The organism is Zestomonas insulae, assembly GCF_016901015.1.
Lineage (GTDB): Bacteria > Pseudomonadota > Gammaproteobacteria > Pseudomonadales > Pseudomonadaceae > Aquipseudomonas > Aquipseudomonas insulae.
In genome coordinates this window covers 309,415-326,423 of the sequence record NZ_JAFEUP010000004.1, presented here as the reverse complement: position 1 = coordinate 326,423, position 17,009 = coordinate 309,415, and the positions used below count along the sequence as shown (strand labels likewise).

The 17,009-nt window shown below is 63.3% G+C and carries 19 protein-coding genes; 3 read left to right on the top strand and 16 right to left on the bottom strand.

Going from position 1 to position 17,009, the window contains the following annotated elements; translation table 11 throughout:
* Positions 1–11: 11 nt before the first annotated feature.
* From JQX08_RS14950 to JQX08_RS14920, 7 genes are all read right to left on the bottom strand, one after another.
* A complete protein-coding gene (locus JQX08_RS14950; RefSeq protein WP_205349194.1) occupies positions 12–1,007 on the bottom strand; it encodes a GlxA family transcriptional regulator in 996 nt (331 codons plus the stop codon).
* A 90-nt stretch (positions 1,008–1,097) separates the two neighbouring features.
* A complete protein-coding gene (locus tag JQX08_RS14945) occupies positions 1,098–2,180 on the bottom strand; it encodes a DNA topoisomerase IB (protein WP_205349193.1) in 1,083 nt (360 codons plus the stop codon).
* On the bottom strand, positions 2,177–2,863 hold the full coding sequence (locus JQX08_RS14940; protein WP_205349192.1) for a YetF domain-containing protein: 687 nt from the start codon (positions 2,861–2,863) through the stop codon (positions 2,177–2,179). Before JQX08_RS14940 ends, JQX08_RS14945 begins: the two co-directional genes overlap by 4 nt.
* Positions 2,864–2,865: 2 nt before the next feature.
* The gene (locus tag JQX08_RS14935; protein ID WP_205349191.1) at positions 2,866–3,138 is read right to left on the bottom strand and encodes a DUF1652 domain-containing protein; all 273 of its coding nucleotides are present in this window, start codon (positions 3,136–3,138) and stop codon (positions 2,866–2,868) included.
* Positions 3,139–3,249: 111 nt separating this feature from the next.
* Positions 3,250–3,519, bottom strand: a complete 270-nt coding sequence (locus JQX08_RS14930; protein WP_205349190.1) for a hypothetical protein — start codon at positions 3,517–3,519, stop codon at positions 3,250–3,252.
* A 184-nt stretch (positions 3,520–3,703) separates the two neighbouring features.
* Positions 3,704–4,840 carry a catalase family protein gene (locus tag JQX08_RS14925; RefSeq protein ID WP_205349189.1) on the bottom strand — a complete coding sequence of 379 codons (1,137 nt, stop codon included), beginning with the start codon at positions 4,838–4,840 and terminating at the stop codon, positions 3,704–3,706.
* 31 nt (positions 4,841–4,871) lie between these two features.
* Complete coding sequence (locus JQX08_RS14920) at positions 4,872–6,761, bottom strand: di-heme-cytochrome C peroxidase (RefSeq protein ID WP_205349188.1); 1,890 nt, start codon at positions 6,759–6,761, stop codon at positions 4,872–4,874.
* 223 nt (positions 6,762–6,984) lie between these two features.
* On the opposite strand from JQX08_RS14920, the gene JQX08_RS14915 reads away from it, so the two are divergent.
* Positions 6,985–8,313, top strand: a complete 1,329-nt coding sequence (locus JQX08_RS14915) for a sigma-54 dependent transcriptional regulator (RefSeq protein WP_205349187.1) — start codon at positions 6,985–6,987, stop codon at positions 8,311–8,313.
* A 28-nt stretch (positions 8,314–8,341) separates the two neighbouring features.
* Here JQX08_RS14915 and JQX08_RS14910 read toward each other — a convergent pair whose 3' ends face one another.
* The 7 genes from JQX08_RS14910 to JQX08_RS14880 form a co-directional block, all read right to left on the bottom strand.
* A complete protein-coding gene (locus JQX08_RS14910) occupies positions 8,342–9,598 on the bottom strand; it encodes a hypothetical protein (protein WP_205349186.1) in 1,257 nt (418 codons plus the stop codon).
* A gap of 40 nt (positions 9,599–9,638) precedes the next feature.
* Entirely contained in the window at positions 9,639–10,370 is a 732-nt protein-coding gene (locus tag JQX08_RS14905) for a hypothetical protein (RefSeq protein WP_205349185.1), read from the bottom strand.
* 38 nt (positions 10,371–10,408) lie between these two features.
* Positions 10,409–11,113, bottom strand: coding sequence for a C39 family peptidase (locus JQX08_RS14900; protein ID WP_205349184.1), 705 nt, complete (start codon positions 11,111–11,113; stop codon positions 10,409–10,411).
* Between the two features lie 66 nt (positions 11,114–11,179).
* A complete protein-coding gene (locus JQX08_RS14895) occupies positions 11,180–11,989 on the bottom strand; it encodes a heme utilization protein (RefSeq protein WP_205349183.1) in 810 nt (269 codons plus the stop codon).
* A gap of 44 nt (positions 11,990–12,033) precedes the next feature.
* The gene (locus tag JQX08_RS14890) at positions 12,034–12,609 is read right to left on the bottom strand and encodes an adhesin (protein ID WP_205349182.1); all 576 of its coding nucleotides are present in this window, start codon (positions 12,607–12,609) and stop codon (positions 12,034–12,036) included.
* A 2-nt stretch (positions 12,610–12,611) separates the two neighbouring features.
* Entirely contained in the window at positions 12,612–13,103 is a 492-nt protein-coding gene (locus tag JQX08_RS14885; RefSeq protein ID WP_239482191.1) for a hypothetical protein, read from the bottom strand.
* Positions 13,104–13,584: 481 nt separating this feature from the next.
* Entirely contained in the window at positions 13,585–14,199 is a 615-nt protein-coding gene (locus JQX08_RS14880; RefSeq protein WP_205349181.1) for a hypothetical protein, read from the bottom strand.
* A gap of 196 nt (positions 14,200–14,395) precedes the next feature.
* On the opposite strand from JQX08_RS14880, the gene JQX08_RS14875 reads away from it, so the two are divergent.
* Together JQX08_RS14875 and JQX08_RS22255 are read left to right on the top strand one after the other, a co-directional pair.
* Positions 14,396–15,226 carry an undecaprenyl-diphosphate phosphatase gene (locus tag JQX08_RS14875; RefSeq protein WP_205349180.1) on the top strand — a complete coding sequence of 277 codons (831 nt, stop codon included), beginning with the start codon at positions 14,396–14,398 and terminating at the stop codon, positions 15,224–15,226.
* A 44-nt stretch (positions 15,227–15,270) separates the two neighbouring features.
* Positions 15,271–15,666, top strand: coding sequence for a DUF1294 domain-containing protein (locus JQX08_RS22255; protein ID WP_346727598.1), 396 nt, complete (start codon positions 15,271–15,273; stop codon positions 15,664–15,666).
* Here JQX08_RS22255 and JQX08_RS14865 read toward each other — a convergent pair.
* Positions 15,660–16,010 carry an MmcQ/YjbR family DNA-binding protein gene (locus JQX08_RS14865; protein ID WP_205349178.1) on the bottom strand — a complete coding sequence of 117 codons (351 nt, stop codon included), beginning with the start codon at positions 16,008–16,010 and terminating at the stop codon, positions 15,660–15,662. The two genes, JQX08_RS22255 and JQX08_RS14865, sit on opposite strands and share 7 nt — an antisense overlap.
* Before the next feature lie 10 nt (positions 16,011–16,020).
* Positions 16,021–16,923 carry a LysR substrate-binding domain-containing protein gene (locus JQX08_RS14860; RefSeq protein ID WP_205349177.1) on the bottom strand — a complete coding sequence of 301 codons (903 nt, stop codon included), beginning with the start codon at positions 16,921–16,923 and terminating at the stop codon, positions 16,021–16,023.
* Positions 16,924–17,009 lie beyond the last annotated feature (86 nt).

The following is a 17,009-nucleotide window of genomic DNA, read 5'->3' as shown; positions in this document are numbered from 1 at the left end:
GGTTCTCCTGATCAGCCGAAGCGTTCGGCGTATTCCTGGGGGCTGACGGCCAGGTGCTTGTGAAAGGTTCGCCGCAGGTTCTCCGGGTGTCCGAAGCCCGTCAGGCGCGCGATGGTGGCAATCGACATTTGTGCGTCCTGCAGCAGCGCGCGGGCCGCCTCGACGCGCAGGCGTTCGACGTAGCGTCCCGGGCTCATGCCCAGCTCCTGCACGAACAGGCGTGACAGGGTGCGCGGCGCCAGGCAGGCGCGCTCGGCCAGCGCGGGCAGTGACAGGTCGCCACCGAGGTTGCCTGGCAACCAGTCGAGCAGCGCGCCGAGGCGCGGCAGGCGCGCGGTTTCCGGGGCCAGCAGGGTGCTGAACTGGGTCTGCCCGCCGGGGCGTCGTAGGAACATCACCAGGCGCCGTGCCACGGCCAGGGCGATGGCGCGACCGAGGTCGGCTTCGACCAGCGCCAGCGCCAGGTCAATGCCAGCGGTGACGCCCGCCGAGGTGAACACATGGGCGTCGCCGTCGCGGTTGCGCGGGTCGTAGGTGTGCAGCCGGTTGCCTTGCACCACAACGGCGGGGTGGCAGCGCTGCAGTTCATCGGTGTCGGCCCAGTGGGTGGTCGCCGGGCGGCCGTCGAGCACGCCGGCGGCGGCAAGGATCAGCGCCCCGGAGCAGATCGAGCCGAGCCGCCGCACCTGAGTTTCCGCGCCGTGCAGCCAGGCGAGCAACGCCAGGTCAGCACGCTGAGCGTCGACGCCCAGGCCGCCTGGGATCAGCAAGGTATCCAGTTCGCGGGCATCCACCTCGCGCCATGCCTGGTCGGCATGCAGGCGCAGCCCGGCGGAGGTGGCGACCGGACCGGCCTCGGCGGCGAGCAGGCGCAAGGTGTAGGCGGCCGGCAGTCCCTGGCGCTGCCGCTCGGCGTTAGCCGAGGCGAACACCTGCAACGGCCCGACCACGTCGAGGCTCATGACATCGGGGAAGATCAGGCAGGCGATCTGGCGGACAGCGTCCATGGCGGCACTCCGGCGGTGATGCGCTCAGTGTGCCGTCGGTGGCTGCTGGCAACAATGTCAGCCTTCGCACAAATATGGCCAAATTGGCCATCAGCTGCCGTTGAGCTGCTCGAGAAAGCGCATCAGCAGGCTCTCCTCGCTGCGGAGCCCTTTGCGTGCGCGGCCGAGCGGCAGGCCTTTGAGGCGGCCATCGAGAAAGGCCTCGACGATGGCCGGATGGATGTAGCACTTGCGGCAGATCGCCGGGGTGTTGCCGAGCAAACGCGCGACGTCCTTGACCACCTCGATCACCTGCTGCTTGCCGCCTTCCTCCGGATCGAGCGCTCGCAGGCGTTCGAGCGCCACGGCGCTGCCGGCCCAGGTGCGGTAGTCCTTGGCGGAGAAGTCGCTGCCGGCGTGGGTTTGCAGGTAGCCATTGATTTCGGTGGAGGTCAGGGTGCGGCGTTCGTCGTTGTCGTCGAGGTACTGGAACAGCTGCTGGCCGGGCAGCTCCAGGCATCGCCGTACGATGCGGGCGAGGCGCGGGTCGCTGAGGCGCACCTTGTGCTCGATGCCGCTCTTGCCGCGAAAGTGGAACTGGATGGCGCTGCCTTTCACCTCGACGTGGCGGTTGCGCAGGGTGGTCAGGCCGAACGACTTGTTTTCCTCGGCGTAGCGCTGGTTGCCGATGCGGATCAGCGTCGAGTCGAGCAGGGCGACCACCGTGGCCATGATCTTCTCCGGGCCGAGGCCGGCCAGGCCGAGATCGGTGTCGACCTGCTGGCGCAGCTTGGGCAGGGCGCGCCCGAAGTCCAGCAGCCGTTCGTACTTGTCGGCATCGCGCACTTCGGTCCAGCGCGGGTGATAGCGGTACTGCTTGCGTCCCCTGGCATCGCGGCCCACCGCCTGCAGGTGGCCGTTGGGATCGGCGCAGATCCACACCTCGGTGTAGGCCGGAGGGATAGCTAGCTGGTTGATGCGCCGGATTTCATCCGGGTCGCGGATGCGTTCGCCATTGGCGTCGAAGTAGACGAACTTGCCGCGCAGCTTGCGGCGTCGCAGGCCCGGCTGGCGGTCGTCGACGTAGCGCAGGTCGGCCGGCAGGCTGGGGCAGAGCACGGTGCCGGTGTCCTGGCTTTCGTCGTCCGGCACCGGGCGCTGACCGCGGGCGAGCGGCGGCACCTGCTCGCTCATTGCGCGCATCCCATCGCTTCGCTCCATAGGCAGCGATCGCAGCGTGGGCACTTGGGGGCGGGGCCGGTGGCCAGGCGCTGCGGGTGCCCGCAGTGATCGCAGGCATACAGGGCGGCGTGGGGAATCTTGTCGAAGCGCGGCCGCAAGGCCGGGGGCATCACCGACAGGCCGGCGCGCACGTCGCCGTCGACAAACTGGTAGAGGCTGACGCTGCCGTCTTCCTCGAGGATGCCGAGACGCACCTGGCCGAGGTGCTCGATGCCGCTCTGCCGCAGCTCCATGAAGAACTCGTCGCTGGAGATGTTCTGCCGGTCGAGCACGTCGAATTCGTACAGCCCGTCGCGGATGATCACCAGCGGTTTGCCCTCGACCCAGTTGCCGAAGCGCGGGCTGATCTTCATCAGCAAGGTAGTGATGCGGTAGAGCAGCAGCAGGGTGATGAACACCACGACAATCGGCAGCAGCGGCACGTCGTCGTAGAACGCCACGTCGCCGGCTGCGGAACCGAGGGTGAGGATCACCACCAGCTCGAACAGCGAGAGTTGTCGAACCCCGCGCCGCCCGGAGATCTTCAGGAAGGCGAACACCAGCAGGTAGGCGACCAGTGCGCGGAACGCCACTTCGCCAAGAAACGCCGCGGGGAATTGGTCGAGCAGCATGCGCTGCCAATCGAAGGGCTGCATGCTCAGCGCCCGCCCGGCATCGACCAGGGCGTGAGCGGATAGCCGTCCTTGCTCAGCTCCAGGCGCGAGAGTTCGATCAGCGCGGCCAGGCGAATCGGATCGCTGTATTGGCTGCGCGCGACGTGGGTGTGGGAGAGCAGTTCGGCGCCGCGGTCATCGAAGACGTGCACCGAGAAGCTGGCGTCTTCGCGGTCCTGGCGGGTTTCGCAGCGCTGGGGGAGAAACGCGTGCTCGACGATGCCGATCGCGACATCGAGGCTCAGGGGCTGGCTCATGGGGCGTGCTCCGTCCGGGGTCCTTATTGAGTAGACGGGCAGGCGCGGCGGAGGTTCGTTCAAACAAAAACGGGTGGCTCGCTGGCCACCCGTTCTTGTTGCTGCATCGATTTACTCAGGCATGTCCCAGGGGGCGAGGTCATAGCCTTGGCTGCACAGTTCGGCGCGCGACTTTTTCAGTTCACGGGCCAGTTGTTCCGGATCGCTGTAGATGCTGCTGGACAGCTGGGTGCGGCCGAGCAGGCGGGTGCTGGTGCGGTCGATGACTGTCAGGCTGAGCTCGCCAGTACCGTCCTGGGCGGACCAGGCAACGCACTGGAACGGTTGGAAAGCACGACCGGCGATCAGCAGAGCTTCGTTGAAACGGAGTGGGGCGTTCATGCGGATTCTCCGAAATTACCCAAGGCAGTAGGCGACTAGCAGCGCATATCGATGCTAGGCCGTTACTCAATGGATGATCGGAGTTGACTGAAGAGTCACATAAGAATGCGAAAAATGTTGTATTTGCCGCAGTTACGTGACGGCGCTCAAGGAGTTTCACACCTTGAGCGCCGTTTGGGCCGCTCTAGCGTGCGGCGTTGCGCTCGTGGCGATAGGCGCTGACCGCCTCGTAGACCGCTTTGCGCAGGCGGTTGATGCCGCCGATGGGGCGGTGCTCCGGCAAGGCGTGCCAGGGGTTGAACGACAGGTCGTCGCAGAAACGGTTCTGCTCGGTCGAGTCGAAGTCCTGGGCGGCGACCTTGATGCTGGCGACCGTTTCGAAGGGTGAAATCGACTCGTCCCACTCAACGCTGGGGTCTTCGATCGGCATGTAATGCTCAGGGTTCTGCCGCTGCACCTGCAGCTCGAAGCAGGCTGGCACGCGATCCAGCGAGAGCTGCTGGTACAACGCGTTGCGCAGGAAGTTGGGCAGGTCGCGGTTCTGTTCCTGAGCCTGGTAGCCGGGGCAGCTGCCGGTCGCTGGGATGACCCGGTACTTGATGTTGTGCGGCCCGAACTTGAACGGCGCGATCGAGTTGTAAGTGGTCTGCACCGGGCTTTCCGGGGCGGGGCTGAGGGTCTGCAGGGCGATCAGCAGGTGGCGGACCTCCCAGGTGCGCGGGTCCCAGCTGGGGAAGAACGCCAGCACCTTCTTGCCGTCGGCCTGGGCGGCGAAGTTGCTCTTGTACTCGGCGACGTCGCGCACGAAGAACGCCGTGTTGTTGAACATCACGAAGTCTTGCTGGCTCTGCCCGCCTGGGCCGGTCATCAGCGGCTGACCGGGTACGTCGAGCAGCTTGATTGCCATGCCGCGTGCGTCACGCGCCCGGTCGAATTGCGGGTAGGCGTTGCCGTTGGAGAAGCGCACCCAGGCCTGCCAGGTCTTGCCGGGCTCCTGGAACACGCCCTGGCGCAGGGTCTGCGGCAGCTCACTGGCGACGCTGACCTCGGCGCGCACGCAGCCGTGCGCCTTGGCGTGGGCATCGCGCAGCACCCGGGTGTTGTCGCGGTGCTGTTCGACGACACGCACCGCGTCTTCGATGATCGAGCGGGTCAGCTCGGCTTCACCGGCCGGAATCTGTTCCTCGGTGGACACCGGGCCAGAAAACTTCCAGGCGTAATACAGCGAGCCCAGTCCCCAGCCCAGCAGGCCGAGGACTGCCAGCGTGGCGATCAGGCGGCCCAACAGGCGGCCGAGCCAAAGCCAGAATCGTTTAAGCATGAGAATTCCTTATCTGCAGGTGTGGCCGGGCTCAGCTCGAGGTGCTGACGCTTTGGCAAGTGGGGCCGGGAGTCCAGGGCTTGGGCTGGACCGGGGTGAGCTTGGCTTCCAGCGCGCTGTTGCCCAGTACCTTCAAGTACTCGATCAGCGCCAGCCGCTCGTTGGGCTGCAGGCCGCGGCCAATCACGCCCTGGCTGCGGCAGCCATCGCGGAACTCGTGGCCTTCATTGCTGTTGCCGGTAATCGAGGTGTCGAAGCGGAAACCGCCGGTGAACTGCTCCGCCTGGTAGCCGGCGAATTTCGGGTCGTACTCGTGGTTGCCGACCCAGAACTCTTTGGCCCGCTCAGGGACCGGGGAGAGCAGCTGGAACAGCGTCGGCACCGAGCCGTTGTGCAGGAACGGCGGGGTCGCCCAGATGCCGTCCAGTGGCCGCGCCTTGTAGCCGCGTTTCTCCTGCACGCCGATCGGCAGGCCGAAACCATCCATGACGGGACGCTCGGCGGCGGGAATACCGGCGTCCTGGTAGGCGCGGTTCTCCACGTAGGCGGTGATGTAGGCCAGGCCCTTGGCGCTGGAGATGCTGGCGAAATCGAGCGGCTCGGTGGGTGCGCCGTACAGCTTGACGCCGAGCTTGCCCAACTCGTCCTGGGTCCAGCCGAGCTTGCTGATGTCGAAGCGGTGATCGGCGATGTTGTTGGCGGCGGTCGGGTCGGTGCCGACGATGCTGATCGGCACCACTCGCATGCGCCACTCCGGATCGCGATCCGCGGCGTAGCGCTGGTCCTGCGGCTTGGGCGCGGGCGCATGGCAGTAGGCGCAGTTCTCGGCGAATAGCGCCTGGCCGCGGCTGGCCAGTTCCAGGTCGATGCGCCCGAGCACGTCTTCCGGCCAGGCCGGCGGTTTCAGCTGCTTGAGGGTTTCTTCCAGGGTGTGCAGATCGCGCGGTCGCACGCTGGAGGCGTAGCGCTCGGCTTCCGGCATGGCCTGACCGTTGTCATCGAACATCTGCAGGGTCGCACCGACGCCGAGCGCCTCGCCGATGTTGCGCGCCATCGGCTGCATGGCCGAGCCGTTCCACTGCACCCAATCGAACTTCCAGATGTCCCACAGCTGCGGGTAGCTGACTGGAGCATTGGCCACCCGGTAGTTGTGCGGGTCGATGGCCTCGCCGAACACGCTGTTGGCGATGCGCCCGAAGGCATCGGTGCGGCCGAAGCCTTCTTCGGTGGGATACAGGTCGCGGTGCCAGTCGTTGTAGGCGGTGCCCAGCAGGCGGTTGAGTACCGCCTTGAAGTCGCGGCGCAGTTGCCCGCGCTCCTCGTCATAGCGGGCGCCTAGCACCTGCTTGGCGAAGCGATTGAACTTCACCGGGTTGTAGTAGGTGAACGCCATGCTCATGCCCAGCGCCTGGCCGAAGCCGCCGCCGCGCAGGGTCGGCACCGTCGAGGCCAGCGAATGCAGCGCTGCGCCACCATCGATGCGAATCGCCTTACCCTGGTAGCGCAACTCGCCGGTGTGGCAGGCCGAGCAGGTGATGTCGAGGAACTGCTCGCCGGAATCGATATCGGTGTGATGGGCGAAGCCCACGGGCAGATTGCCGGGGTTGAGATCGCTGGGCTGTTGCTGCGGATCGATCAGGAAGCCGAAGCGCGCGAGGTAATCCGGCGTGGCGAACTTATCGCGGGAGAAGGGCAGTTCCAGGGCGACGAACCAGTCGTAGCGCAGACCTTTCACCTGGGTACCTTGCGGCGTGTAGTAGTAGGTCTGGCGCGCCGCATCGCTCCACTGATCAAGGTGGCGCAGCTCGCTGGGTGCGCTGTAGGTGGGCAGATTGGGGCGGGCGATGTAGTAGACCGGTACGGCGAGGGCGATCACCAGGGCGCCAATCAGCAGCGGCACGGGGCGACGGAGAATCCGCATGAGTACTTCCTTGTCACGTTCTTATTCGCCCGGACGTTATGCGAAGCGCCGCACATTGGCAACTGGCCGGCATGGCACGCGGCCAGCCTCTCCTTCGTTATGAGCAATCTAGCTTTATGAGAAAAGCATCCTAGACGCGTCAAAAAACAGGCTAGCCTCAATTAAGCCAACACAAGCGGCTGTTTTTAATGGAATTGAGCTACTTAGACGCTAGGGAAAAAGAATGTTCGACGTGGTGGATTCGGCTCGACGTTTGTTAGTCGTCGACCCTTGTGCTGACTGTCTCACCCTTCTCCCGGAGCTGCGTTCAGCGGGCTGGGAGGTCTCCAGTTGCGCTGTGGACAGCGTGGCGCCGCCGCCTTGCGATGTCGGTTTGTTGCGTTTGCAGACCGCGCAGCTGGCGCGTCCCGAGCGGATCAAGGAATTGATCCGCCACAGCAACACCGAATGGATCGCCGTGCTCAGCCCGGATGCGCTGCGCACCAAGGGTGTCGGCGATTTCATCAGCGAGTGGTTCTTCGATTTCCACACCTTGCCATTCGATGTCGAACGCGTGCAGGTCACCTTGGGCCGCGCCTTCGGCATGGCGCGCTTGCGTGGGCGTGGGCGGGCGATCAACGAGGAACTGGGCAGCGAGCTGCTCGGCCAGAGCCACGCCATGGAGGAGCTGCGCAAGCTGATCACCAAGCTGGCCGCCACCGACTCGACCGTGCTGATCCACGGTGAAAGCGGGACTGGCAAGGAGCTGGTGGCGAGGACTCTGCATCGCCAGTCGCGGCGAAGTCGCGGACCCTTCGTGGCGGTCAACTGCGGGGCGATTCCGGAGCACCTGATTCAGTCCGAGCTGTTCGGTCACGAGAAGGGCTCGTTCACCGGGGCGCACCAGCGCAAGATCGGCCGCTTCGAGGCCGCTGCCGGTGGCACGCTGTTCCTCGACGAAGTCGCCGATCTGCCCCTCGATCTGCAGGCCAATCTGCTGCGCGTCCTGCAGGAGAGACAGCTCGAGCGGGTCGGCGGTACGCAGGCCATCCCTGTGGACGTCCGCGTCCTCGCCGCCACCCACATGGACCTGGAGAAAGCCATTGCCGAAGGACGGTTCCGCGAAGACCTGTTCTATCGACTGAATGTGCTGCAGGTCGAAACCTTGCCATTGCGCGAGCGACCCGGTGATATCCCGCTGCTCGCCGACTACTTCTCGCAGCTCTACAGCCAGGAAATCGGCCGGCGTCCGCGGCGTTTCAGCGATGACGCGATGGACGCGATGAAGGCGCATCCCTGGCCGGGCAATGTGCGCGAGCTGGCCAATCGGGTGCGTCGTGGCCAGGTGCTTGCCGATGGGCGCCAGATCGAACTGGAAGACCTCGGTCTGTCGCGCAGCGCACCCACCGCGCCGGCGCTGATCACCCTCGAAGAGTACAAACGGCGTGCCGAGTATCAGGCGCTGAGCGAAGCGCTGGCCCGCTATGCCGACAACCTGAGCCTGGCCGCGCGCCTGCTCGGCATCTCCCGCCCGACCTTCTACCGGCTGCTGCACAAGCATGGAATCCGCTGAGGCGGACTCCATGCGTTGAGGGCTGCGCTTAGAAGTAGTAGGGGAATTTCAGACTGAAGCTGAAGTCCGGTGCGTCCGGGGTCATGCCAATCGACAGGTTGGGCACGATGGTCAGCTTGTCGCTGGCGGCGAAGGTCATGCCGACGTTGAAGTAGGCGGCGTTGGCGTCGCTGCCGATGATGGTCTGCCAGCTCTGGCCATCCGCCTTGATCTTGCTCTTCTGGCTGAACAGCTCGGAGAACGACAGCGACAGACTCATGCGTTCGTTAAGTGCGAAGGCTGTACCCAGGCCGATTTGAAACCAGTCGCCCAGATCCACCTTGCCCGGCACTTTTACGCCGCGCTGGGTGCTGATGTCGTCGAAGCTGTCTTCGAAGTTGTAGGTGTACGACAGGCTGCCGAACAGCACCGCCGGGTCGACGGTCTTGACCAGGGAAATGCCGGGGGTGATCGACCAGACCCCATTTCCGGTCGGCAGGTCTTCGGGGACGTTGAGGTTGTCGTTGCCGGGCACCGGGTTGAGTTTGATGCCGTAGGGGTCGTCACCGGTCGGGGCTTTGACGCGCAGCGAAAACACGGCATCGGGTCGATTCGGGCCTTCGTCCAGGAACTTGTAGGAAATACCCATATTGACGTCGCCCAGGCGCGGATCGCCGGTGACGGTTTCTTCACTGATAGTCGAAGTAGAACCGCCCGCGCCGGCAGATTCATAAGTGGTTTCCCGATAAATAATCGGGGCGTTGATATCAAGTTGCCATCTTTGTAGGAAGTTATATCGGCCGGTTAAATCCACAGTGATAGTGTCGGCATTGATTTCATCAATCCCGAGGTTGCCGAGAAATATCGCATCAAGGGCCAGGAAACCATTGAGGAATAATTGCCGGGAATCGTAGTGGCTGTAAGTAATTCCCGGTTCAAAACTGAAGGTTCCGCCGCCGAAGAAGCCGCTGGCTTCCTGATAGATGTTTTCCACGGCGGGCGCCGGCTCGGCATCTTCCTTGAGCGCGGTGCCATATCCGCTGCCAGCGCTGTTCTGGCTTTGAATTGTCGAGGGCCCCTTGGCCACAGCCGTCGCTTGCTGTGGGGCTACTCCGGCGGGCCGGGCTTCCACTTGGCGCAAGCGTTGTTCGAGCACCATCAGCGCTTGCTGTTGTTGCTCGTAGCGCTTCTTGAGTTCGCCAAGTTCATTCAGGAGGGCTTGAACCTCTGGGCTTTCTGCCGCAAAGCTCGATGTCGTTATTCCCGCTACGATCGCGGTGAGCAATAAGTTGCGTGCAGCGTGCATGGCTGAACATCCTTTTCATACATGGTCGAGTCAGACTTGTTCAATAACCGGATTTGCGCAAGGCGCGCAGTTGTTCCCATGCACAGTTCGCCGCGTTATTCAGTCCGGGATTGTCGCGAAGTGCGACATTGAGCGCGGCCAAGTTCTGAACATTATTAACGGAGCCAGTGATATTGGCTTGCTGGGTAATATTTCCGGCGCCAATTTGTTGTTGCGCGAAGCCTTGGCCGTTAGTTGGCGTTATCGCCATCTGCAATCCACCGCCCGCCGGGGTAATGCTCACCGCACCGGCATCGTTGCTGCGGCTGAAGCTGCCGTTCAGAGGGGCACCGGTCTGTGGCACGGTGCCGCCGCTGTTGCGGGTAATATTGATGCTCAGGTCGTTCAGCCCGCTGTTGAGATCGCCGGCTGTTCGGACGCTCTGCACGATGCCCTGCACCGTGTTCAAACCGGCGCCGCCACTGATGTTGCCGTTGCCGGCAACCACGGTGCCGGTGCCGATGTTCTGATCGATGGCGGTGACGGTGAGACTCGGCTGCGAGCGGCCGTCGACGTTCAGGTTGACCTGCGCGCCGATGACCTGACCGGCGCTGTTCTGCCACATGGAGGTCATGGTCACGCCGAAGCTGATGATGCGATCCGGCAGGACGTAGCGGCCGCGCAACTGGGCCAACTCGGGATCGGTCAATTCGATAGGCTGGAACAGCCCGCCTGCGTGAGCGGGGAGGCTGGCGAGCAGAGCGCAACTCACCAGCACGGATTTGATGCCCATATCAAAACTCCCGGGGCGACCATGCCCCTAGCAGCAAACTAAAAAAAGTCGCTCTGGATAAAGCCGAACTCCATCAGCTCTGCATCTTTTACCGGGCTGAATCGATCCAGTTTGTTCCGCGCGGTGAGTGGCTCCGGCGGGCTCATCAGTGCATTGGCGCGGTCGTAGCCCGGCCCGATCAGGGCAAAGGCGATGCCGTTCCAGCCCTTCTTGAATTCCTCGAGTGTCATCTTCTTGTGACCCAGCACTGGGTCGCCTATGTAGGCCCAGTCATCGGCGGTGCGCTGCAGTACCACGAAGTGTTTGTAGCCGCGCACATTCAGCAAGACGATCGTGGGAATCTTGATCGCCTCCAGCTTGTCGGCGCCAACGCGATAACCGCGGGCGCGCAAGCCGAGCGATTCGGCGTAGCGCTTCATGTCGAGCATGGAGAAACCCTGGGTGGCGATGAGGTCGGCGTCGCCGTTGACCAGCATGCCCTTGATGACGTCTTCCTCCTCGAGCCGCCAGCCATAGGCTTCATTGAGGACGGTGGCGATTGCCGCGGCGCCGCAGCTGAAGTCGGTTTTCTGCTCCACGAGGTTGGAGAAGCGCCGTTCGCGGATACTGACCACGGCTTTGTAGGCAAGGCCGCCGCCAGGTAGCACGGCGAAGGGCTTGGCGCGCTGTTCGGCTTGAGCACTGGCGAGACCGCCAAGCGAGATCGCGAGGACAGCAGTGAGGCAGGCAATTGAGCGCAACATGGCGACCTCCGAAGAAGAGAGGACAGCCCCGGAAAGGTCCCGGGGCTGCCAACAGCGGTCTTCGGATTAGTTCCCGGTCGGGCAGGCCGAGCAGCCTGCGGCGATGGCCAGGGAGTTGACCTGCTGGTTGCCCGCACCAGCGGCGATGTTGATCCCGGCATTACCCGACACTGTGACGGCGCCATTCAGGGTGGCGTTGTTCACGACAGGAGTTTGCGGGTCGTCGTTCTGATGTGGCGGCCAGGGGAAGAAGCCGGAGTTGACCGAGAGCAGGTCAGCAGCTTCCTCAACTGGGTAAACGGTCCCGATTTTGTTCTCGGTCTCGTTGCCATTCAGATCCTGGTCCACATCGATCGAAGCAGTCGCGGTGTAAGCAGTCTCGGAATTGGCGATCGCTACATCGTTTTTCTGTTGGTTGAAGTTGCCAGCCGCGGCGTTCAGGCCGAGGTTGCCGCTTGCAGTGAGGTCAGCGTCAACAGAGGCATTGTTCTGGGTGCCAATGTTTTCGACGTAGTTGTCCTGACCTTTTTGCGTGACTTCGATGGTGGCGTTGGCGCTGCCACCGAAGCTCTGGCCGAACACGAACAGCGAGTCAGCGGTGGCGATGGCTGCTGCGTTGGCTTGTTGGTTGTTGTCACCGGCCACCACGTTCACACCGGCGTTGCCGTTGGTTTGAACGTCGACGCCACCACCGCCTACCGTCGCGGTGTTTTTGGTTTCATGGTTGGTGACTTCGTTGTTCTTGTTGGTTTGCACATCCTTCACTTCAGCCGTAGAGCCGGACGCACTCGCCCCACCACCGGTCGCATACGCTCCGGCGGACAGCGCCAGGGCCATTGCTACAACAACTGGTTTAAGGATCATTTGGCATTTCATGGGATACATCTCCTTGCGTTGTGTGTGCTAAATCAAACAAAGGGTCAATCCACGACCCGGATGCTCAGGTTGTTGGCAGTACGGTTGCCAACCCCGGCGCTCTGGTTTAGTTGCACCACCCCACGACTACCTGCGAATGCACCGTCATCCATCTCGACGGTTCGTTCGCCGCTCTGCGGCACTCCTACTCCGGAGTTGGTTACTGGCGCAGCGTTCTGGGCGAGAGCGCTGTCGTCCAGGCTTTCCGGCGGAGCATTGAGCTCCAGGCGGAAGGCATTGATCTGTTGATTGGCCACCCCGGCGCCCTGGTTGACGCCCACCACGCCGCTGCCCTGGCTGTACGCCGCGCCGCCAATGCTGGCGCGGGCGTCGACAGTTCGATTGCCGATGGCGGTATTGGCTTGCTGGACGCGGATGGCGGTCTGCGAGTGATCACCGGCACCGATTGCCCGGGCGTTGACTTGCTGCTGCTGATCACCGGCGGCCTGGTTGGTCATCAGATTGCCGCGGTATGCCTGACCGGCCGCCTGGATCGTGGCGTTCATCTGCGGCGTGGCGTTGTCGGCGAGCGCTGGGCCGATCAGCAGGGCGCCCAGCGACATGAACAGGAGGCTGCGCATGGTCATTGCCCTCCGAGCATCTGCAGCGGGCGCATGCCTTGCTGGATGCTGCGATTGACCTGTCCGGCGATGGCGTTGTTGGCCCCGCCGCCTTGGTGCGACGCCGAGCTGGTTGGCATGCCTTGCTGGGCATTGGGCGTGGACAGCAGCGTGCTACCTACCGCCTGGCCGGCGGTGCTGCGCTGGATCGCCAGGCCGCTGCCGGAGCTGACATCGGCAAAGTCGCTGTCGCTCAGCTCATTGCCCATGCTGCGCGTGACGATGTTCGTCGTCTGCGTGCCTTGTTTGACAGGGCCCTCCGTCATGGTCTGGGGATTGACCACGCGGGGATTGGGATCGGGAACCAGCGGCTGACGCGTTGCCGTGCGCGGCTGGACTTCTCGGAAGAGGACGATGTCCCCGTCGGCGGCCTGTACTGCGGAAAGATCGGCTGTGAGGACCGAAAGCAGGGCCCAGGGCAAAAGTCCTTTTCGGGTCAAAGTTAAACGATCCATTGCGTTAACTTCTCTGTGAAAAAACTGCATCCAGCAGCGGTGCGGTCACTACGCAGAAGTTATGCCGGTTTCATTTATTGGTTGGATATCAGCGCGTTAGGTGCGGCTTCTCGAGAAAGAGAGGAGCTGGGTGTATCGCGGTGGTAACAGCTGCGGCGAAAGCCCAAGGCCCGCTGTTTGGGCTGTTGGCTTAGTGCTGCGTGGTTTGCAGGCCAAGTGAGCGGCAAGTGTTTCATTTTTGAACTTACGCATTCTTGACGGTGCGGCAGCGCAATGTTGTTTTGATATTAAATTGATCTCGCCCTGACTTGTTTTGCCGCCAATAAGCGGGGAATTTGTCAAAATTTTGCCGCCTGCGGGTACGTCTGTACCAGCAGCAGCGATAAGTAGCGGTAATAAAAGGAGAAATTGCGATCGTGTGACGCTGTATCACGGCGTTAACAAATGCGATTTTTTCTGGGACTAAAGGCCTATGGAATATTCAGCAGGCCAATCCATCCGATAAACGATAAAGCTCGAGCAGCTTGCGGGTGATGCTCGACTGGATATCGTCGCGCTCGAATGCCGAGATGCGCGTGAGCTTCTGCACCTGCAGGCGATGCAGATGGATGTAGGGCATGCGCTGGTCGAACTCGCGCAGGTCGCCCTTCATCATGATTGGTAGGAAGGCATCACCGAGCTTCTTCTGATTGGTGATGATCTGCGCCAGGGCCTGCTTGAACGGCAGGGTTTTCGGTGAGAGCACGCCGTCTACCGTAAGGCGCCCCAGCAGCAGGCCCTTGCGTTGCAGCAGCGAGCCCGGCACGACGCACAGGTCGGTCTTGCGTACGGCGACGGCTTCGATCTTGTGCAGGGTGTCGTGGAAGGCGTAGGCGTTCGGCAGCACCACCATCTTGCGGCCGAGGTCACTGGGAAAGTGCAGGCTGTAATTGGTGTAGAGCTGTTCAACCGATTCGGAATACACGCACAGCCGATTCTCGAACAGGCGAATGAAACGCTCGGCCATTTCCCGCCGGGCGAGGCTCGCCAGATCCCAGACCAGGTCCTGGTTCTGCGCAGCACGCAGATCGACTGCCTGATGCTCCATGCCGTCCATGTCTTATCCATGCGGTGTTTGCCCTACAGCTCTGATAGCATCTCCGCGCCCCAGCGGCAAATCGGTGCGCCTGCCTGATTGGTACTGCGCTGCGGCTTCACTTCGGGAATGGCGACGCTAGACGCGTTCCTTCCTGCCAAGCAATAACGAACGAATTTGATCGCGGTGCCTTGAGCGCCATTCAACTGGGGGTTTCATGGATCTTTGGGTTGCCGTGCAGGCGCTGATTCTGGGTATTGTCGAAGGCCTGACGGAGTTTCTGCCGATTTCCAGCACCGGCCACCAGATCATCGTCGCCGACTTGATCGGCTTCGGTGGTGAGCGTGCCATGGCGTTCAACATCATCATCCAGCTCGGCGCGATCCTGGCGGTGGTCTGGGAGTACCGGCGCAAGATCTTCGACATCGTGGTCGGCCTGCCCAAAGAGCGTCAGGCTCAGCGCTTCACCGCCAACCTGCTGATTGCCTTCTTCCCCGCGGTGATTCTCGGGGTGGCCTTCGCCGACCTGATCCACGAGTACCTGTTCAACCCGATCACCGTGGCCGCTGCGCTGCTGGTGGGTGGCCTGGTGATGCTCTGGGCGGAGCGCCGCCAGCATGTCATCAGCACCGAAACGGTCGACGACATGACCTGGAAGGAGGCGCTGAAGATCGGCCTGGCCCAGTGCCTGGCGATGATCCCGGGGACCTCGCGTTCCGGTGCGACCATCATCGGCGGCCTGCTGTTCGGCCTGTCGCGCAAGGCTGCCACCGAGTTCTCGTTCTTCCTCGCCATGCCGACCATGGTCGGCGCGGCGGTCTACTCGGCCTACAAGTACCGCGACCTGTTCCAGTCCGGCGACCTGCCGGTGTTCGCCATCGGCTTCGTCACTTCGTTTGTCTTCGCCATGATCGCCGTGCGAGCCCTGCTCAAGTTCATCGGCAGCCACAGCTACGCGGCCTTCGCCTGGTACCGCATCGGCTTTGGCGTGCTGATCCTGCTGACCTGGCAGCTCGGCTGGATCGACTGGACGGCCGTCAAGGGCTGATCCCGATGCCACGCGCAGCGCAATCGCGCCAAGCAAGCGCAGGTGTGCAGGGCGCCGGGGGCAAGCTGCTGGTCTTGCTCGGCCTGTGTGTCCTGCCGACGCTGGGTACGCTGCGCCTGCTGCAAGAGCTGGGCGTGCTCTGGCCGGCGTTGGCCTATGGCGTGATGAGCCTGCTCAGTTTCGTGCTGTATTGGCATGACAAGGCGCGCGCCCAGCAGGGGGGCTGGCGGATTCCGGAGAACACTCTGCACCTCAGCGAACTGTTCGGTGGCTGGCCCGGCGCGCTGCTCGCACAGCAGCTGTTCCGCCACAAGACCCGCAAACTGCCGTTCCAGCTGATCTTCTGGGGCATCGTCCTGGTGCATCAGTTGGCCTGGGCCGACTGGCTCGCCGGCGGCCGGCTGATTGGCCACCTGCTGCTCGACCTGTGGTCTCACTGATCGAGCAGCAAACCCACCTGGCGTACTTTCGGCAGCTTGCGCACCACCTGCTGGTGCGAGCGGGTCAGCAGCTCGCGCAGCTCGTGATCGGGCATGGGGTAGGGCGCACTCATGCTGATCCAGTAAGCGCGCGCCAGATACGGCGCCGGGCGGATGCCCGGGCGATCGACGTAGCCGAGGAACAGCTCGGCGCCGATCTTGAAGGCCAGCCCATCGCCGAGAAAGTCGAGGATCGCGAACATCTTGTTGCCTGCCACCGAGAAGACCCGATTGCTGCCCCACTTGAGGTCCTCCCGGGCGCCGGGCAGTTGCAGGCAGAACGCGGCAATCTCATCAGCGGTCACGGTGGCGTCCTCAAACCGGGTGGGGGAGTGGCGTCTGGTACGCCTGGCTGAGGTGATCCAGCCAGGCGCGAACCGCCGGCAGCATACCGCGCCGGTGCGGATAGACCGCCTGCAGGTAGCCTCCAGGAATGCTCCAGTCGGGCAACAGTTGAATCAACCGGCCCTCGTCCATCTCCTCGGCGCAGTACATGCGTGGCAGCAGGGTCATGCCCAGCCCGGCCAGCGCGGCCGCGCGGCGGATCGAGAAGTCCTCGATGGCCAGGCGTGCCTCCAGTGCGATGTCGCGGCGATTGCCCTGCGCATCCAGCATCCGGTAGTGGATCTTGCGATCCGCTTCGAGCGCGCCGAGGGCTGGCAGCGCCAGCAGTTCCTCCGGTTCGTGGATGGTGCGGCCGTCGAGCAGCGCCGGGCTGGCGACCAGCACGCTTTCCGCTCGATACAGGCGGCGGGTGATCAGCGACGGGTCCTCGTCATCGCTGGTCCGCACCCGCAGGGCAACGTCGATGCCTTCGTTGATCAGGTCGATGCGCCGATTGGTGATCATCACCTCGATCTGCACCTGCGGGTGGGCGGCGGTGAACGCCAGCAGGATTTCCTCGAAGCGCGGGACCACTTGCGGACAGGACACCCGCAGACGTCCGCGCGGTTCGACGCTCAGGGTCGCGACGGTTTCCTCTGCCTGTTCCGCCTCCAGCAGCATGGCCTGGCAATGGCGCAGGAAGCGCTCGCCAACGTCGGTGAGCGCCAGCTTGCGCGTGGTGCGTTGCAACAGGCGCACGCCGAGGCGCTGTTCCAGTTCGGCGACGCGCCGCGACAGGCGCGACTTGGGAATGCCGAGCAACCGGCCGGCCGGGGCGAAGCCGCCGGCTTCGACGACGCGGGCGAAGTAGAGGAGGTCGTTGAGGTCTTGCATACTGCTGTCCTATCAGTGGGACGATCCATCGCAATTTTGCAGGCTAATCAAGAATTGGCTGCATGGGTAGCATCTTTCTCCAACGC

Bases quoted from the DNA above. Each gene is read 5' to 3' on its own strand.
- JQX08_RS14880 (WP_205349181.1), bottom strand. From the start codon at position 14,199: ATGGACGGCATGGAGCATCAGGCAGTCGATCTGCGTGCTGCGCAGAAC.
- JQX08_RS14935 (WP_205349191.1), bottom strand. From the start codon at position 3,138: ATGAGCCAGCCCCTGAGCCTCGATGTCGCGATCGGCATCGTCGAGCAC.
- JQX08_RS14900 (WP_205349184.1), bottom strand. From the start codon at position 11,113: ATGTTGCGCTCAATTGCCTGCCTCACTGCTGTCCTCGCGATCTCGCTT.
- JQX08_RS14915 (WP_205349187.1), top strand. From the start codon at position 6,985: ATGTTCGACGTGGTGGATTCGGCTCGACGTTTGTTAGTCGTCGACCCT.
- JQX08_RS14940 (WP_205349192.1), bottom strand. From the start codon at position 2,863: ATGCAGCCCTTCGATTGGCAGCGCATGCTGCTCGACCAATTCCCCGCG.
- JQX08_RS14925 (WP_205349189.1), bottom strand. From the start codon at position 4,840: ATGCTTAAACGATTCTGGCTTTGGCTCGGCCGCCTGTTGGGCCGCCTG.
- JQX08_RS14890 (WP_205349182.1), bottom strand. From the start codon at position 12,609: ATGCGCAGCCTCCTGTTCATGTCGCTGGGCGCCCTGCTGATCGGCCCA.
- JQX08_RS14905 (WP_205349185.1), bottom strand. From the start codon at position 10,370: ATGGGCATCAAATCCGTGCTGGTGAGTTGCGCTCTGCTCGCCAGCCTC.
- JQX08_RS14910 (WP_205349186.1), bottom strand. From the start codon at position 9,598: ATGCACGCTGCACGCAACTTATTGCTCACCGCGATCGTAGCGGGAATA.
- JQX08_RS14945 (WP_205349193.1), bottom strand. From the start codon at position 2,180: ATGAGCGAGCAGGTGCCGCCGCTCGCCCGCGGTCAGCGCCCGGTGCCG.
- JQX08_RS14920 (WP_205349188.1), bottom strand. From the start codon at position 6,761: ATGCGGATTCTCCGTCGCCCCGTGCCGCTGCTGATTGGCGCCCTGGTG.
- JQX08_RS14950 (WP_205349194.1), bottom strand. From the start codon at position 1,007: ATGGACGCTGTCCGCCAGATCGCCTGCCTGATCTTCCCCGATGTCATG.
- JQX08_RS14895 (WP_205349183.1), bottom strand. From the start codon at position 11,989: ATGAAATGCCAAATGATCCTTAAACCAGTTGTTGTAGCAATGGCCCTG.
- JQX08_RS14930 (WP_205349190.1), bottom strand. From the start codon at position 3,519: ATGAACGCCCCACTCCGTTTCAACGAAGCTCTGCTGATCGCCGGTCGT.
- JQX08_RS14860 (WP_205349177.1), bottom strand. From the start codon at position 16,923: ATGCAAGACCTCAACGACCTCCTCTACTTCGCCCGCGTCGTCGAAGCC.
- JQX08_RS14885 (WP_239482191.1), bottom strand. From the start codon at position 13,103: ATGGATCGTTTAACTTTGACCCGAAAAGGACTTTTGCCCTGGGCCCTG.
- JQX08_RS14875 (WP_205349180.1), top strand. From the start codon at position 14,396: ATGGATCTTTGGGTTGCCGTGCAGGCGCTGATTCTGGGTATTGTCGAA.